Origin of the sequence: Paracoccus sp. S3-43, from assembly GCF_029027965.1 — a bacterium.
GTDB lineage: Bacteria > Pseudomonadota > Alphaproteobacteria > Rhodobacterales > Rhodobacteraceae > Paracoccus.
Genome location: NZ_CP119082.1, coordinates 492,250 through 507,326 on the forward strand (window position 1 = coordinate 492,250; position 15,077 = coordinate 507,326).

Annotated in this window: 14 protein-coding genes, 3 pseudogenes and 1 riboswitch; of the genes and pseudogenes, 8 read left to right on the plus strand and 9 right to left on the minus strand. The window is 69.6% G+C overall.

Going from position 1 to position 15,077, the window contains the following annotated elements; genetic code table 11:
- Positions 1-2 precede the first annotated feature (2 nt).
- Together exbB and PXD02_RS02450 are read right to left on the minus strand one after the other, a co-directional pair.
- On the minus strand, positions 3-1,151 hold the full coding sequence (gene exbB, locus PXD02_RS02445; RefSeq protein WP_275105374.1) for a tonB-system energizer ExbB: 1,149 nt from the start codon (positions 1,149-1,151) through the stop codon (positions 3-5).
- A 136-nt stretch (positions 1,152-1,287) separates the two neighbouring features.
- Complete coding sequence (locus PXD02_RS02450) at positions 1,288-2,313, minus strand: siderophore-interacting protein (RefSeq protein WP_275105375.1); 1,026 nt, start codon at positions 2,311-2,313, stop codon at positions 1,288-1,290.
- 161 nt (positions 2,314-2,474) lie between these two features.
- Here PXD02_RS02450 and PXD02_RS02455 point away from each other — a divergent pair, with 161 nt between their 5' ends.
- The 7 genes and pseudogenes from PXD02_RS02455 (at position 2,475) to PXD02_RS02485 (ending at position 8,202) form a co-directional block, all read left to right on the plus strand.
- Positions 2,475-2,918 (plus strand): ChuX/HutX family heme-like substrate-binding protein, encoded by a 444-nt coding sequence (locus PXD02_RS02455; RefSeq protein WP_275105376.1) that lies wholly within the window; start codon positions 2,475-2,477, stop codon positions 2,916-2,918.
- A gap of 129 nt (positions 2,919-3,047) precedes the next feature.
- Positions 3,048-3,509 carry a ChuX/HutX family heme-like substrate-binding protein gene (locus PXD02_RS02460; protein ID WP_275105377.1) on the plus strand — a complete coding sequence of 154 codons (462 nt, stop codon included), beginning with the start codon at positions 3,048-3,050 and terminating at the stop codon, positions 3,507-3,509.
- Positions 3,506-4,381, plus strand: coding sequence for a heme/hemin ABC transporter substrate-binding protein (locus tag PXD02_RS02465; RefSeq protein WP_275105378.1), 876 nt, complete (start codon positions 3,506-3,508; stop codon positions 4,379-4,381). Before PXD02_RS02460 ends, PXD02_RS02465 begins: the two co-directional genes overlap by 4 nt.
- On the plus strand, positions 4,368-5,438 hold the full coding sequence (locus PXD02_RS02470; protein WP_275105379.1) for a FecCD family ABC transporter permease: 1,071 nt from the start codon (positions 4,368-4,370) through the stop codon (positions 5,436-5,438). Before PXD02_RS02465 ends, PXD02_RS02470 begins: the two co-directional genes overlap by 14 nt.
- Entirely contained in the window at positions 5,435-6,223 is a 789-nt protein-coding gene (locus PXD02_RS02475; RefSeq protein ID WP_275105380.1) for a heme ABC transporter ATP-binding protein, read from the plus strand. Before PXD02_RS02470 ends, PXD02_RS02475 begins: the two co-directional genes overlap by 4 nt.
- Positions 6,224-6,264: 41 nt before the next feature.
- Complete coding sequence (gene mobA, locus PXD02_RS02480) at positions 6,265-6,858, plus strand: molybdenum cofactor guanylyltransferase MobA (protein ID WP_275105381.1); 594 nt, start codon at positions 6,265-6,267, stop codon at positions 6,856-6,858.
- A gap of 202 nt (positions 6,859-7,060) precedes the next feature.
- Positions 7,061-8,202 (plus strand): annotated as a pseudogene (locus PXD02_RS02485) (IS3 family transposase).
- Between the two features lie 18 nt (positions 8,203-8,220).
- Here the strand turns inward: PXD02_RS02485 and PXD02_RS02490 are convergent.
- Positions 8,221-9,352: pseudogene (locus PXD02_RS02490) on the minus strand (IS256 family transposase); the annotation flags it as partial.
- Positions 9,297-10,334 carry an ATP-binding cassette domain-containing protein gene (locus tag PXD02_RS02495; protein WP_275105382.1) on the minus strand — a complete coding sequence of 346 codons (1,038 nt, stop codon included), beginning with the start codon at positions 10,332-10,334 and terminating at the stop codon, positions 9,297-9,299. The gene PXD02_RS02495 and the pseudogene PXD02_RS02490, both read right to left, overlap by 56 nt.
- Positions 10,335-10,532: 198 nt before the next feature.
- Here PXD02_RS02495 and PXD02_RS16825 point away from each other — a divergent pair.
- A pseudogene (locus tag PXD02_RS16825) lies at positions 10,533-10,685 on the plus strand (hypothetical protein); the annotation flags it as partial.
- 88 nt (positions 10,686-10,773) lie between these two features.
- Positions 10,774-10,953, minus strand: a riboswitch (cobalamin riboswitch).
- Between the two features lie 14 nt (positions 10,954-10,967).
- Here the strand turns inward: PXD02_RS16825 and PXD02_RS02505 are convergent.
- The 5 genes from PXD02_RS02505 to PXD02_RS02525 all read right to left on the minus strand — a co-directional run bounded on the left by PXD02_RS02505 (position 10,968) and on the right by PXD02_RS02525 (position 15,016).
- Positions 10,968-11,579 (minus strand): SCO family protein, encoded by a 612-nt coding sequence (locus PXD02_RS02505; RefSeq protein WP_275105384.1) that lies wholly within the window; start codon positions 11,577-11,579, stop codon positions 10,968-10,970.
- Between the two features lie 52 nt (positions 11,580-11,631).
- The gene (locus tag PXD02_RS02510; protein WP_275105385.1) at positions 11,632-12,246 is read right to left on the minus strand and encodes a copper chaperone PCu(A)C; all 615 of its coding nucleotides are present in this window, start codon (positions 12,244-12,246) and stop codon (positions 11,632-11,634) included.
- Positions 12,247-12,259: 13 nt separating this feature from the next.
- Positions 12,260-13,825: a copper resistance CopC/CopD family protein gene (locus tag PXD02_RS02515; protein ID WP_275105386.1), complete on the minus strand. Its 1,566-nt coding sequence runs from the start codon at positions 13,823-13,825 to the stop codon at positions 12,260-12,262.
- 59 nt (positions 13,826-13,884) lie between these two features.
- Positions 13,885-14,394 (minus strand): YcnI family copper-binding membrane protein, encoded by a 510-nt coding sequence (locus tag PXD02_RS02520; RefSeq protein WP_275105387.1) that lies wholly within the window; start codon positions 14,392-14,394, stop codon positions 13,885-13,887.
- 232 nt (positions 14,395-14,626) lie between these two features.
- Entirely contained in the window at positions 14,627-15,016 is a 390-nt protein-coding gene (locus PXD02_RS02525) for a hypothetical protein (RefSeq protein WP_275105388.1), read from the minus strand.
- Positions 15,017-15,077 lie beyond the last annotated feature (61 nt).

Sequence of the window (15,077 nt, forward strand, 5' to 3'; positions counted from 1 at the left end):
GCCTAGACCCCCGGCCGGGGCGCGGCGACGCCGCGGAAGTCCAGGTCGCGGCTGACCAGCTGACGCACGCCCGCCGCCGCATTGGCCAGACGCAGGCGATAGCCGGTGATGCCGCGCGCGAAGACGTTGTAGATCACCACGGCGGGAATCGCCGCGACCAGCCCGATGGCGGTGGCCAGCAGCGCCTCGGCGATGCCGGGGGCCACCACGGCCAGGTTGGTGGTCTGGCTTTCGGAAATGCCGATGAAGCTGTTCATGATCCCCCAGACGGTGCCGAACAGCCCCACGAAGGGCGCGGTGGATCCGATGGTCGCCAGGACGCCGGTGCCCCGGCCCATGCGGCGGCCCGCGACGGCCTCGATCCGGTCCAGCTGGGATTCGACGCGCTCCTTGACCCCGCCGTCGCCCGCCACGTCCAGGGCGGGCTTCGACCGGCGGTATTCCTCGGCCGCCTGGCGGATCATGCGCGACACCGCGTCGCGGCGGTTGCCGCTGGCGGCGACGGCGGCCTCCAGCGTGTCGGCGCGCCGGATGCGGCGGATGCCACCCTGCACGGCGGCGCTGGCCCCCCACAGTTCCAGGGCCTTCACCACCAGCACCGTCCAGGTGACGACCGAGGCGAAGGCCAGCCCGATCATCACCGCCTTGACCACGATGTCGGCGGCCCAGAACATCCCTATCGGCGACAGGTCGTGCGGCAGGTTCGGATCGCGCGCGGGCGGGGCCAGGATCGGCGCCAGGGCGTCCTGCATGGATTGCGGCAGGAAATCCGCGACCGGCTCTGGCTCGGGCGCGGGAACGGCCGGGGTTGCGGGCGCGGGGGCCGCCGCCGGGGGGTCGGCAACGGGCGTCGTCGGGGTCGCCTCGGGACCAGGGGCAGGCGCCGCAGGGGTCGCGGCAGGGGCGGCGGATCCGGTTTCGGTCGCCGCCGGAGCCGTCGCCTGCGCGGGCGCGGCGGGTTGCTGCGCCGCCGGGGCCTGGGGTTGGGCGGGCGCGTCGGTCTGGACCGGGGTCGGGGCCTGGACAGGGGCCGGAGCCTGGGTCGTGGTCTGGCCCGGCGCGGCATCCTGCGCCTGCGCCAGAGGCGCCAGCAGGCAGGTGAGCGTCAGGGCAAGGGCTGCGCCGAGGCGTGGCTGCGGCAGGTAGGTCATGGCGTTCCTGGCTTCTTGATCCGCCGGGGCGGAGGGGTCGGACAGGCGCGGGACGCGGCCGTCGCCGGCCCGCACATCGGGCCGGGTATCAAACGGCCATGTAAAATTGTCAACTATTCAGATTCGGGAAAGGGCGTCACGCGCTCCAATAGGCGGCCAGATGGGCGCGCGCCGTCCCCAGGCCCAGGTCGGCGATGGCCGCCTTCAGGGGCGCCAGCCGCGTCCGTTCGGTGGCCAGCCAGATCCGGTCGGCATCGGTGCCGTCCCGCCGCAGCCGACAGGCCAGGGCCGCCTCTCCGCTGGGGGCGTGGCTGACGCGGATCCCCGGATGCCGCGGCAGGGGGTAATCGGCCCGGAGGCCGAACAGGTGGCATTCTCCGGTCGTGTCCGGGCCTGCGGCCTCGGTGGCGCGGGCGATCGCCGGAAAGGCGGTCTCGTCCCCGCCCAGCAGCAGGCTGCGGCCTTGCGCCAGCACGCCCCCGCCGGGGCCGGTCAGCCCGACCGCCGTTCCGGGTGCCGCCGCGGCGGCAAAGCCGCAGGCGCGGCCGCCGTCATGGACGAAGATGTCGGTTTCCAGCCAGCCCGCGCCGGGGTCGATATGGCGCACGGTATAGGCGGGACGGTGCAGCGCCGCCGCCCCCTTGGGCCAGAGGGTGCGGCCATCCGGGCCGATCACCGGCCATGCGGGCGCCGATGCGCCGGGGGGCTGCAACACCAGGCGGAAATGGATCAGATCGCGCGCGAAGCGGGCTAGGTCGCCGCCTTCCAGCCGCAGCCGCAGGAAGTCGGCGGCGATCCGGGTGACGCCCGCCACGCGCGCCAGGCTGAAATTCGGCGGATGCGCGCCCGGTTCGTCCAGCGACGACCAGGCGGGCCGCAGGCCCGGCAGGTGCCGGGCCAGATGATGGTCCACCGCCTCCAGCAGATCGTGCAGGCGGTCGCGGGCATGGGCGCGGATATAGAGGATGCTGCCGGTCGGTCCCATCCTTGCGCCGAATTCGTCCCCTCCCGGCAGCTTGCACCAGGTCGAGCGGCCATGCCCGCCATGCAGGTCCAGCCCCTGTTTGGCGGCCTCGGCCCGGATCAGGGCGTCGACGGCGGCAAAGGAAAGGTCGGGCAGCGCGGCCTCGGTCTGGAAGGGGGGCAGGGGGTCATGTCTCATGAACGGGCTCCGGTCGGGGCGGGCAGGGCGGTCTTCATGGCGGATCCCGACAGTCATGGTCGAGTGCGTCTTGCGTCCGCTAGGGTTTCCGACTAATCATGTCAAGAATTGCGTCGAGCCTGCGCCAGATGCCGCGAAAGCCGTTGCAGGAAGAGGCCACCATGAACGACCTGACCCCCGCGCGCCTGCGGGCGCTGAAACGCGACGCCACGGTGCGGCCGTTCGACCTGGCGGGCCAGCTTGGCCTGCCCGAGGCCGCCCTGGTCGAGGCGGAACTGGGCCACGGCGCCACGCGGATCGACCCCGCCCCGTCGCGGCTGATCCCGGCGGTGCGGTCGCTGGGCGAGGTGATGGCCCTGACCCGCAACACCTCCTGCGTGATCGAGAAGATCGGCACCTATAACGAATTCCACGACGGCGACCATGCCGCGATGACGCTGGATCCCGAAATCGACCTGCGCCTGTTCCCTCGCCATTGGGTCCATGCCTTCTGTCTCGAGGCACCTTCGCCCGATGGTCCGCGCAGGTCGATCCAGGTCTTCGACGCGGCGGGCGATGCGGTCCACAAGGTGCATCTGCGCGCCGGATCGGATCCGGACGCCTAGGCCGCGCTGCGCCGCGACCTGGCGCTGCCCGGCGGCGAGGAGCTGTCGCATTTCGCCCCCCGCGCCGAGGCGGAAGGGGCGCGCGGCAATCCCGACCGGGTGGATGCGCTGCGGGCCGAATGGGCGCAGATGACCGACACGCATCAGTTCAACACCCTGGTGCGGCGGCTGAAGATGAACCGGCTGGGCGCCTATCGCACGGTCGGCGCGCCCCATGCCCGGCCGCTGGCCGTGGCGGCGGTGGCGCGGATGTTCGACGCGATTCAGGCGCAGGGCCAGCAGGTGATGCTGTTCGTGGGCAACATGGGCTGCATCCAGATCCATTCGGGCACGTTCCAGAACGTCAAGGCCATGGGCCCGTGGCTGAACGTGCTGGATCCGCGCTTCGACCTGCACCTGCGCGCCGATCATGTGGCCGAGGTCTGGCTGGTGGACAAGCCCACCCGGCGCGGCAGCGCCCTGTCGGTTGAGGCCTTCGCCGCCTCGGGAGAGCTGATCTTCCAGTGCTTCGGGATGCGCGCCGACAAGGGCGGCGATCCCGACGCCTGGGCGCGGCTGGCGGGCGCGCTGCCCGGCGGAGATGCGGCATGATCCGGTCGCTCGCCCTTGGCCTGCTGGTGGCGGCGGCCCCCGCCCTGGCCGATCCCCATCCCGCCGATCCCCATCCTGATGCGCGGCGCGTCCTGTCCATCGGCGGGTCGGTGACGGAAATCGTCTATGCCCTGGGCCAGCAGCACCGGCTGGTCGGGCGCGACACGACCTCGACCTTCCCGGAACAGGCGCAGGCCCTGCCGGACGTGGGCTATGTCCGCGCGCTGTCGCCTGAAGGCGTGCTGTCGGTCGATCCCGACCTGATCCTGGCCGAGGAGGGGGCAGGCCCGCCCGAAGCCGTCGCCGTGCTGGCCCAGGCCGGGATCCCCTTCGAGACGATCCCGGCGGGCACCGATGCCGACGGGCTGGTCGCCAAGATCCGCGCCGTGGCCGAGGCCTTGGGCGTGCCGCAGGCGGCCGACGGCCCCGCCGCCGCGCTGCGGGCCGACCTGGACAGGCTGGCCGCCGCCACGCAGGACATCGACAAGCGGCGCGTGCTGTTCATCCTGTCCCTGCAAGGCGGCCGCGTCATGGCGGGCGGCCAGGGCAGCGGGGCCGAGGCGATCATCCATCTGGCGGGCGCGGAAAACGCCGTCCAGGGGTTCCAGGGCTACAAGCCCCTGACCCCCGAGGCGATCACCGCCGCCGCGCCCGACGTGATCCTGATGATGGACCGGGGCGGCGACAGCGACCATGACGCGCCCCACGCCGAACTGCTGGCGATGCCCGCGATCGCGACCACGCCGGCGGGCAAGGCGGGCCGGGTGATCCGCATGGACGGGCTGTATCTTCTGGGCTTCGGGCCGCGAACCGGGCAGGCCGCGCTGGATTTGCACGACGCCATCTATGGGGCGCCCGATGGTGGCGCTTGACGCCCCACATCGGCGGCTGGCGGGCGACCGCCGCCATCTGGGGCGCGTCCTGGCGGTGGTGCTGGCGCTGCTGCTGGCGGCGGTCGCGCTGGTGTCGCTGGGCCATGGCGCATCGGGCGTGTCGGCCCCGCGCGTGCTGGCCGACTGGCTGGCGGGGCGAGAGATCGCGCTGACCGACCGGGTGGTGCTTCTGGACATCCGCCTGCCGCGCCTGGTGACGGGCATCCTGGTCGGCGCCGCGCTGGCGGTGTCGGGCGCAGTGATGCAGGGGCTGTTCCGCAACCCGCTGGCCGATCCGGGCCTGCTGGGGGTCAGTTCAGGCGCCTCGCTGGGGGCCATCGCGGCGATCGTGCTGGGCGGTCTGCTGCCGCCGTCGCTGGCCGCCCTGGCGGGCTGGCACCTGGTGCCGCTGGCGGCCTTCGCGGGCGGCTGGCTGTCGATGCTGGTCCTGTATGGCATCGCGACGCGGCAGGGGCGCACCTCGATCGCGACGATGCTGCTGGCGGGGATCGCCTTGGCCGCGATGGTCAGCGCCCTGTCGGGGCTGATCGTCTACAAGGCGAACGATGACCAGCTGCGCGACCTGACCTTCTGGGGGCTGGGATCGCTGGCGGGCGCAAGCTGGACCAAGATCGCCGCCGCCGGTCCCCTGATCGCCGCCGCGCTGATCGCCGCGCCGTTCCTGGCGCGGGGCCTCAACGGTCTGGCCCTGGGCGAGGCCGCGGCCGCCCATGTCGGCATCCCCCTGCAGCGGGTCAAGGCCGTGGCGATCCTGGCCACGGCCGGCGCCACGGGCGCGGCGGTCGCCATCTCGGGCGGGATCGGCTTCGTGGGCATCGTCGTGCCGCATCTGCTGCGGCTGGCGACGGGACCGGACCACCGCTGGCTGCTGGTCAATTCCGGCCTGCTGGGCGCATCTAGCCTGATCTGCGCCGACATGATCAGCCGCACGGTGGTCGCGCCCGCCGAACTGCCCATCGGCATCGTCACCGCGATGATCGGCGGGCCGTTCTTCCTGTGGGTGCTGCTGTCCAATCGCCGCGTGGTGGACCTGTGACGCTGATCGCCCGCGACATCCAGGCCCGCCTGGGCCGCGCGCCGGTCCTGCACGGCGTCGACCTGCGGGCCGAGCCGGGCCGCCTGACCGCCGTCATCGGCCCGAACGGATCGGGCAAGACCACGCTGCTGCGCTGCCTGACGGGCGAGCTTGCGCCCCAGGCGGGGGCCGTCACGCTGAACGGCGCCGACATCGCCGGGATGGCCCCGGACGCCCTGGCCCTGCGCCGCGCCGTCCTGCCCCAGCACAGCGGGCTGAGCTTTCCGTTCTCGGTGGCCGAGATCGTCCGCATCGGCCTGACCGCCCGTCCCGGCGCGCGCGCCGAACAGGACGCGCTGATCCGCGCCGCGCTGCTGCGGGTGGGCCTGCCGGGCCATCCGGGGCGGCTCTATCAGCAGTTGTCGGGGGGCGAACAGCAGCGCGTGCAGCTGGCCCGCGCGATGGTGCAGGTCTGGCACCCCGTCGGGCCGGACGGTCCCCGCTGGCTGCTGCTGGACGAACCCGTCAGCAGCCTGGACATCGCCCATCAGCTGACGGTGATGCGGCTGGCCCAGGACTATGCCCGGCAGGGCGGCGGCGTGGTGGCGGTGATGCACGACCTGAACCTGACCGCGATGTTCGCCGATCACGTCCTGCTGATGCAGGGCGGTCGCGCCCTGGCGCAAGGGGCGCCCGATCTGGTGCTGACCGACCCGCTGCTGTCCCAGGCCTATGGCTGCGCGCTGCGGGTGCGCCATGCGCCGGACCGGGGCGTCTGGCTGCTGCCGCAGGGCGCCGTCGCCTGAGGGGGCTTGCCCTGCCGCCCGGAAGGCGGGACAACCCCCTGATGACCCTGCCCCCCGCCATCATCCTTGCCGGAGGCCGCGCGACCCGGATGGGCGGCGGCGACAAATGCCTGCTGGATCTGCGCGGCAGGCCGATCCTGGCGCGGATCGTCGACCGGCTGGCCCCGCAATGCAGGCCCCTGGCGCTGAACGCGAACGGCGATCCGGCCCGCTTCGCGGCATTCGGCCTGCCGGTCGTCGCCGACGGCCTGCCGGATCATCCGGGGCCGCTGGCGGGGATCCTGGCGGGGATGGACTGGGCGGCGGGGCGGGGGGCCGAGCGGGTTCTGTCGGTGGCGGGCGATACGCCGTTTTTCCCGGCGGATCTGGCCCTGCGCCTGACCCAGGCCGGGACTGGCATCGTGCTGGCCGCCAGCCGGGACGCAGACGGGCAGGTGATCGCCCACCCGACCTTCGGCCTGTGGCCGGTGGCGCTGCGCGACGACCTGCGCGCCGCCCTGGCGTCGGGCCAGCGGCGCGTGCGGGCTTTCGCAGCGGCCCATGGGGCGGCGACCGCGATCTGGCACGCCGGTCCCGAGGATCCCTTCTTCAATATCAACACGCCCGAGGATCTGGACCGGGCGGCAGGGCGTTAGTACTACAGTTGCTTTTCATGTTGTCTTCTGCGATGCGCGTTTGCTGCATAGGCCTGATGTCGTCGGCGCCAGAATGACCATGCCAGGATGAATTCGGTTGGTGGAGCGCGGCTGAGGATGAGGCGTGCCACCAAGCGCAGAACTGAATAGCCCCATGTTTCGTGGACGCCTTTTTCGCTAACTTTGAGGCAAGGAGGCCATGATGGGCACAGGTAATTTCACTGACGATTTCAAGCGCGATGCGGTGGCGCAGATCACGGAGCGGGGCTACCCGGCCAAGGAGGTCTCTGAGCGGCTCGGGGTGAGCACGCACTCGCTCTATGCCTGGAAGCGCAAGTTCGCGAAGGCGGTGTCGGGTGAGACGGCAAAGGATGCCGAGATCTGACGACTGAAGCGAGAGCTGGTCCGGGTATCGGAGGAACGTGACATCCTAAATAAAGCCACCGCGTATTTCGCCAGGGATGCAAAGTGAGATACGCGTTCGTGGCCGAGCATCGGGGTCAGTTTTCCATCCGTGCGATGTGCCGGTGCCTGCGCATCCAGCCGAGCGGGTTCTATGCCTGGCTGCAGGCGCCGGTGAGCGCGCGAGCCCAGGAAGACAGGCGCCAGACCGAACTGCTGCAGAAGGCTTGGGCCGAGAGCGGCAAGGTCTACGGCTACCGCAAGCTGCATGATGATCTGGTTGAACAGGGCGAAAGCATTTGTCCGAACCGGGTCGCCCGATTGACGCAGCTTGCGGGGATCAAGGCGCAGATCGGCTACAAGCGCCGCCCCGGAAGTTATGGCGGCAAGCCGTCGGTCGTGGTCGACAACACCCTCGACCGGCAGTTCAACGTCGAGGCCCCGGACAAGGTCTGGGTGACCGATATCACTTACATCCGGACGCAAGAGGGGTTCGCCTACCTCGCGGTGGTCATCGATCTCTATTCCCGGCGTGTGGTTGGCTGGTCGATGCAAAGTCGGCAGACGACAGATGTCGTTCTGCAGGCCCTGCTGATGGCCGTCTGGCGGCGCAAGCCGAAGACCAAGGTGCTGGTTCATTCAGATCAGGGCAGCCAGTTCACCAGCATGGACTGGGCAGCATTCCTGCGCGCCCACAATCTTGAGCATTCCATGAGCCGCCGTGGCAACTGTCACGACAACGCTGTTGCCGAGAGCTTCTTCAACCTGCTCAAGCGCGAACGGATCAGGCGCAGGACCTACCGGACCCGCGAAGACGCAAGGCAGGACGTGTTCGATTATATCGAGATGTTCTATAACCCGAAGCGCAAACATGCGAGAAACGGAATGCTGTCGCCCGCAGAGTTCGAGCGACGGCAGATGATGAGACGGGAAGGCGTCTAAGAAACTCGAGGCTATTCACTCGTCGGTCGGGAAGGAACCCCGCGTCTTGATCGTTTTCCGGATCACGCGGTTCAGGCTCTCGATGGCATTCGTCGTGTAGATGATCTTGCGGATCGCCGGATCGAAGCCGAAGAACGGGATCACTTCCTGCCAAGCCCTGCGCCAGGCCGGGGCGATGGACGGGTATTTCCCAGCCCATTTTTCCTCGAAGGCGTCGAGTTCGGCCTCGGCCATATCGGCCGTCGGGGCGCTGTAAATCCGGCGCAGATCGGCGGCCACGCCCTTGCGGTCCTTCCAGGAACAGAAGTTCAGGGAATGGCGCACCAGATGCATCGAGCCATGGGAACGCCACTGGTCCGAGTGACCATGGCGAGGGCAGGTCTGGACCATGGCGTTCGGGAAGGCCGCGCTGATCGCCTCGGGGAAACCCTTCAGCCCGTCCACGACCGCGATCAGGACGTCCTGCGTGCCCCGGTTCTTCAGCTCGTTCATCACCGAGAGCCAGAACTTGGCGCCTTCATTTTCGGCGACCCACAGGCCCAGAACCTCGCGCAGGCCGTCTCGAGTGACGCCGAGGGCGACATACACGGCCTTGTTCTTCACCGTCCGGCTGTCGGCATCGCGGATCTTCACCCGCAGGGCGTCGAAGATCACGATCGGATACATCCGCTCCAACGCCCGGCTCTGCCATTCCCGGACCTCGTCCAGGACGGCGTCAGTGACGCGGCTGATCAGGTCGGGCGAGACCTTCAGGCCATAGAGATCGAGCAGATGGGCCTGGATATCCCGGACTGTCAGCCCGGCCGCGTAGAGTCCGATGATCTTGCCATCCATCCCGTCGATTCCGGGTCTGGCCCTTCTTCACCAGTTCCGGTTCGAAGCTGCTGTCGCGGTCGCGGGGCACCGCAACCGGCATCTCGCCGTCCTGCCCCTTCAGCACCTTGGTCGAGGCGCCATTCCGGCGGATGCTCTGACCCGGAGGGGCTTCCTTGCCATCTTCATAGCCAAGATGCGCCGTCAGCTCCGCGCCCAGCATCCGCTCCATCAGCTTGATCTTCAACTCTTTCATCAGCCCGCTGTCGCCGAGCAGGTCCTCAGGGCGCTTTACTCCCTTCAGCAGTTCGTCCAGCAGTTCCTTGGAAATCGTCATGCATGCTTCCTTTCGAAGAAGCATGGACCGGATCTCTCATACACAGAAGATCTGACACTCTCATGGAAAGCACCATGAAGGGCACCAGCACATGCGCCAGTCCGACATAGACCATCAGCTCTGTATCGACGATGCGCAGCGGGCGCGCCACCAGGCCCCACTCGACGAGCCAGTTGTTGATGAGGCCCCTGCGGGCGAACAGCACGGTCCAGCCGAAGGTGCGCATGATGATGGATGTCAACAGTGGCGCGATCAGGCAGAAAACGATGACCGTGTTCCAGCGGCCGTCCGCGACCGGCTCCGCCACCTCGCCGGGCAGGATGTTCGCCGTGCCGAGGAATTCGGAGACGAAGCGCGTGCGCGGCTGTTCGTAGACCTCGATCGGCGTTCCGATCTGCACCACGCGCCGGGTCGACATCACGGCGATGCGATCGCTCATGGTCAGCGCCTCTTCCTGGTTGTGGGTGACGAGGATGGCGGTGATCCCCAGCTTCTTCTGAATCTCGCGCAACTCGAACTGCATGCTTTCACGCAGGCTCTTGTCGAGCGCGCCGAGCGGCTCCTCGAGCAGCAGAATCGCCGGATCGGTCACGAGCGAGCGCGCCAGCGCGACGCGCTGCTGCTGGCCGCCGGAAAGCTGGTGTGGACCTGTCCCAGTTCCGTTCCGGTCTTCAAAGAGCGATGCTCGCCAAAATGGAGACCGAATATGGCAGTGACACACAGCGACGAGTTCAAGCGCGATGCGGTCCGGTGTCCGACGAGGAGGCGGCTGACCCCGAGAAACGTCACCAAAGCCGGGCAATGGTATCGTGCCGACCGGCACGACTGCGCGCTGTCCTCTCAAGGCGCAATGCCTGCCCCGGGGCGCGCCATCCCGCCGGGTGTGCATATCGTGACAAACCACGCGGCCATCCTGCGCGCTCGACGCAAATGCCTGTCCGTAGCGCGCCTTTCCCATGGTCGGCCGGCCGCTGGCGGTCAACTCCGCCGAGGCGCGCTTCGCGCCCTATTCGGCCGGCTGAACACGGGTCTGCCGCGCCAGCCGGATGAAGCCTGCGACGTGATCGGTGGCCTCGTCGCCGCGCCGGATGCCCAGATGGATCGACTTCGGCAGCCCGTCGCCGATCCGCACGGCACGGATCGGGCGATCGGTGCCTTGCCATGAAGCAGCCGGTCGGGGATGGCGCCGCCCTTTGCCCTGCTGCCCGCGATCCTGCCAGCCTATGAGCGGGTGTCGCGCAAGCTGGCCGAGGCGGGCGCGATATGGGGCCAGATCAACGAGCCGGCGCTGGTCACCGACCTGTCGGACGCACAGCGCCGGGCTTTCGCCGCCGCCTATCAGGCGCTGCATCGGGCGGGGCCGAAACTGCTGGTCGCCCGCTATTGCGGAATGGCCGCTTTCCTGGTGCCCCTCGCACCGGAAATGGGTGATCGCTGCGGCAGGTCTCTTGACTCGCGGATCGCCGTTCGGGCCTGCCTTCCCGGACGCGGGCGACCAGTGGCGTCGTCGGCCGTCGCTCACCGCTTACAGGTGCGGGGGCAGCCCCGGCCTTGTCCCTGCCGCGATGGGCAACAAAGCGGCCTGTGCCGACCAGACGAAGCGATCGCATCCGCGTCATCCCTGCGACTCCAGCAAGCGGCGCAGTTGCGTCGTGACCCGTTCGGGTTCATCCCGATAGCTGAAAAACTGGCTGTAACGGCCCTCGCGGTCGAACAGCATCACAGAGGCGCTGTGATCCATCGAATAGCCGCCGTCTTTCAGCGGCACCTTCCGGGCGGAGATCCTGAAGGCCATCAGCGCCTTGGCGGTCTCCTCGACCGATCCGGTCACGCCCGTGGCACCGGGCAGCCACGAGACGTAATCGCGCAGCACCTCCGGCGTATCGCGTTCGGGGTCAACGGTGACGAACCAGACCTTCAGCCCGTCGGCGAGGGGGCCGAGGTCGTCCTTCCAGCCCATGATCTCGCCCATGGTGGTCGGGCAGACGTCGGGACAATGGGTGAAGCCGAAAAAGACCAGCGAGGGCTGGCCCTTCAGGCTGGCTTCGGTAAAGGGCTGGCCCTCGGTCGTCTCCAGCCGATAGTCGCCTTGCCCCAGATCGACGGCGGCCAGCGTCTCCTGTGGGTCGGGAGGGGCGGGAAGAAACAGCCGGGTCGCCGCCAGGCCCGTCAGCAGGACCAGCCCCCACAAGGCGATGCGCAGAATGCGCAGGGTCTTTCGCGGCATCCCCCGAGGAGCCTGCCTGGCAGGCGTTGCGCGCCCGCCCCGCTTCGCCGTCTCAGTCCTCTTCGACATGAGGCACCCCGTCGAATGGCGCGAAAGCCTTTCCCTGTTCGGGCGGCGGTTTCGCCTGGGCCTCATGCGCCGCAGGGCCGTGACGCGCGGAATGGGCGGGGGCGGCGTGATCCCTGTCCGCCCGGCCGCGCGCATGGATGCCGAGGATGTCGAAGCGAACCGGCACGTCGCCGGCCTTTTCGAAATGCAGCACCATGTCCAGCGTGTCGCCCTCGACCAGCGGCTCGGTCAGGCCGACCAGCATCAGATGCATACCGGCAGGGGCCATCGTCACCGCCGCCCCCGCCGGGATCGGCAGGCCATCGGGAAGCTCACGCATGGTCATCACGCCGTCCTTCTCGGCCGTCTCGTGCATCTGGACCGCCTTGCCGACAGGGGCCGTCACCGAGACCAGCCGGTCATCCGTCGCGCCGTGATTTGTGACCGTCAGATAGGCCCCGCCCACCGGCGCGCGCGGCGGCGTGGCGCGGGCGAAGGCCCCCGAGACCGTCAGGTCGCCCGCCTGCACCTCGGCATGGGCGGCATGGGCGGGAAGGGCCAGCGCGGGCAGGGCCGCCAGAACCGTGCCCAGCATCAGGTTGCGCAGAAAATGCTTCATGCCGTTCGTCCTTTCAGTCGATGTCGAGCGTGCCGCCCAGCGTCGCCATCTGAAACCGCGACAGCCGGATTTCGACCTCGACGGTCCAGGTGCCGGGCAGCGGCAGAACAAGGTCGGGAACCAGCCAAACGCCTTCGTCGCCCTTCCTCGCGGCGGCTGGCCGGGTCATGGGCTCGATCCCGCGTTCGGGCATCGACAGGCTCAGGGTGACGGCAAGCGGCTGGAGGGGCGCCATGTCGCCATCCGTGACCTGGATCTCGACCGAGACGGGACCGGCGGCGCCGGGGGTCACGATCAGGTTGGCCATGGCCTGGTCCGAATGCAGATGCCCGTAGGCCGCCGGCATCGCGGCATGGGCCTGGGCCAGCGCGCGGGGCGGCGGGGTAAAGCGCCAGCCCGCCGTCAGCCCAAGGATCGCCAGCGCCAGCAGCAGCTCCGCCGCGATGGACCGGCGCATCGCCTTTCCGGCGGCGCCGTCGCCCGCCAGCGCCGGTGCCGTCAGCGTCCAGCGGTTGAAACCCGCCAGCGCGAAGATCGCGGCCAGCAGGGTCAGCTTGGCGGCAAGGATAAAGCCGTAAGGCGTCAGCCATTGCGCCGGATCGCGGCCCAGTTGCACCACGGCCAGCGCAAGGCCCGAACCCAGCAGCAGGATCACCGCGAAGGGGATCGCGGCCGAGAACCGGCGCAGCCCTGCGGCCCCTTCGCGCAGCGACAGCGCCAGCGGGATCAGCGCGCCGATCCAGAAGCACAGCGCCGCCAGATGCAGAAAGACCATCGGCCGGGTCATCCAGCGCGGTTGGGCCGTGCCCGCGTGACCGCTGGCGGCATGGGACGCGGCCAGCAGCGCCAGCGCGATCCAGGCCAGTCCGCGGAACCGCAGCGACAGCAGGGCCAGCGCCGCCGCCGCCATCGCCAGGGCCACGCTGGGGCCGAAGCTGGTGCCCCAGGCGGCCGCCCAGGGGGCGGCGGTGAACAGCGCGCCAAGGCCCAGCCCCAGCGCGTCCAGCCCGTGCAGGCCCAGATAGGCCGGGGCCGCGACGAACCCGGCCCAGGCCGCCAGCCCGACCGGCCGCCGGGCTTTGCCGGACAGGCCCGCCACCGCGCCGAACAGCGCGCCGCCGACGCCCAGAACCAGCCCCGAGGTCATCGCAAAGCGCGCCAGCCAGATCGCGGCGCGGACGGCGGGATCGCCCTGCGGCGCCGCAGCCGCCGCGCCGGTCACCACCCCCACCGAGAACACCAGCGCCCCGGCAATCGGATGCCCGTCATCCGAGGCCACCCGCCAGGACAGGACATGCGTGCCTTGACCCAGTGGGGGCAGGGGAATGACCAGTTCCTGCGCGCCGGGCACCCGATCCGTCAGGTCGCTTTCCGTCCCGTCCGGCGCGATCAGGCGGATCGCCAGCGGCGCGACGGCTTCGTTGAAGGTCAGGCTGGCCGATTCCGGCGCCGTGCCCAGCAGGGCGTTGTCGGCGGGGGCCGTGGATTGCAGCACCGCATGGGCATGGACCGCCCCGGCCATTGTCAGCAGCAGGATCTGGACCAGCGCAAGGATCTGCAGGCGGAACGGTCGGGTCATGGCGATCTCCGGCTGGGGCGGGGGCCGCGGGTCGCGCCCCCCGCCATGGCATCATGGGGTCAGTGCGCGGCGCCTTCGATCAGCTTCAGGCGGGGTGCGGGCATGTCGGCGTCGGGGTTGCCGGTGGTGTCGATCCAGGCCTCTTCCCCATTGGCGCATTCCTGCACGGCCGGGAACCAGAAGGTCGAGCCGGGTTCCAGATCCTTGCCGAAGCTGCCCCGGAAGACGAATTCGTCGTAGAACTCGTTCGGCAGATTGCCGCCGGACCAGACGATTTCCTTCACGCCTTCGGTGAGGGTGGCGCCGTGATTCTCGAAGGGTTTTTCGTAGGCGCCCTTGACCACCTCCAGAGTCCAGCCCGGTTTGGGCATCGGCTTGACGTTATAGAAACCTTCGGGGATCTGGACGCGCACCGTATGGGTGGCCTGATCGCCGCAGCCATGCGGCACGCGCAGCACGGCCTTGTAGGTCGAGCCGACGGGGGCCTGTTGCACTTCCAGCGTGGCATGGGCCAGCACCGGCGAGGCGAGCGTGGCAAGCGTCATGGCAAGGACGGTTTTGCGGAACATGATGTCTCTCATTCGTTGGATGGGGTTGTCGGTGTTGCGCGCGCGCCGGCAAGGGGACGGCCAGCGCGGTCGCGAAGCCGATGGTGACGGGCCGGTCGGCAAGGCGCGCGACCGAGCGCGGCAAAGCATGGCTCGGGAAACGGGAATGGCAGGGAAACCCGCCGCGCCCCGCTGGGGCCCCGCTGGGGGCTGCGGCGGGCGGATGGGTTCGGGCCAGCCGAAAAACCCGCGCTCAGGTTCGTGCCGGAGGTGCTCTTGGCTGTCTCGGCAGCCATGCCTGCGCCGCCACCAGCGGCGCCCGGTCCTGCGGGATCACGACATCATGCGACAGTGGCAGAAGGTCGGCCAAGGCGAAGGGCGGGGGTGGCAGGGCGATTTCGCTTTTGCCGATGCCCTGCGCGGGACAGACCGGGGGCGGGTGGTCGGGCCGGTCCTGGTCCTGCGCAAGGGTGACGCAGATCGACCAGGCGCCAGAGATCTCGTGGCCCGCCTTTGCCATCTCGCGCAAAAGCCCGGCTGCCTGATGAAGGGGCGCAAACAGCGACAGCATCCACAACGCCAGCACGGCCAAGGCCATGCCGATCTCGCAGCCGACCGTTCTGCCTGTGCGGGTATGCGGCATGTGTCCCCCCTTTCGCCGAAGCTTATGACGCCGGACCGTCAAGAACAACGCCGCGGGAATG

What these genes read in the sequence shown, in the direction of transcription:
- exbB (WP_275105374.1), bottom strand. Translation starts at nt 1,151, where the DNA reads ATGACCTACCTGCCGCAGCCACGCCTCGGCGCAGCCCTTGCCCTGACG.
- PXD02_RS02450 (WP_275105375.1), bottom strand. Translation starts at nt 2,313, where the DNA reads ATGAGACATGACCCCCTGCCCCCCTTCCAGACCGAGGCCGCGCTGCCC.
- PXD02_RS02455 (WP_275105376.1), top strand. Translation starts at nt 2,475, where the DNA reads ATGAACGACCTGACCCCCGCGCGCCTGCGGGCGCTGAAACGCGACGCC.
- PXD02_RS02460 (WP_275105377.1), top strand. Translation starts at nt 3,048, where the DNA reads ATGACCGACACGCATCAGTTCAACACCCTGGTGCGGCGGCTGAAGATG.
- PXD02_RS02465 (WP_275105378.1), top strand. Translation starts at nt 3,506, where the DNA reads ATGATCCGGTCGCTCGCCCTTGGCCTGCTGGTGGCGGCGGCCCCCGCC.
- PXD02_RS02470 (WP_275105379.1), top strand. Translation starts at nt 4,368, where the DNA reads ATGGTGGCGCTTGACGCCCCACATCGGCGGCTGGCGGGCGACCGCCGC.
- mobA (WP_275105381.1), top strand. Translation starts at nt 6,265, where the DNA reads ATGACCCTGCCCCCCGCCATCATCCTTGCCGGAGGCCGCGCGACCCGG.
- PXD02_RS02505 (WP_275105384.1), bottom strand. Translation starts at nt 11,579, where the DNA reads ATGCCGCGAAAGACCCTGCGCATTCTGCGCATCGCCTTGTGGGGGCTG.
- PXD02_RS02510 (WP_275105385.1), bottom strand. Translation starts at nt 12,246, where the DNA reads ATGAAGCATTTTCTGCGCAACCTGATGCTGGGCACGGTTCTGGCGGCC.
- PXD02_RS02515 (WP_275105386.1), bottom strand. Translation starts at nt 13,825, where the DNA reads ATGACCCGACCGTTCCGCCTGCAGATCCTTGCGCTGGTCCAGATCCTG.
- PXD02_RS02520 (WP_275105387.1), bottom strand. Translation starts at nt 14,394, where the DNA reads ATGTTCCGCAAAACCGTCCTTGCCATGACGCTTGCCACGCTCGCCTCG.
- PXD02_RS02525 (WP_275105388.1), bottom strand. Translation starts at nt 15,016, where the DNA reads ATGCCGCATACCCGCACAGGCAGAACGGTCGGCTGCGAGATCGGCATG.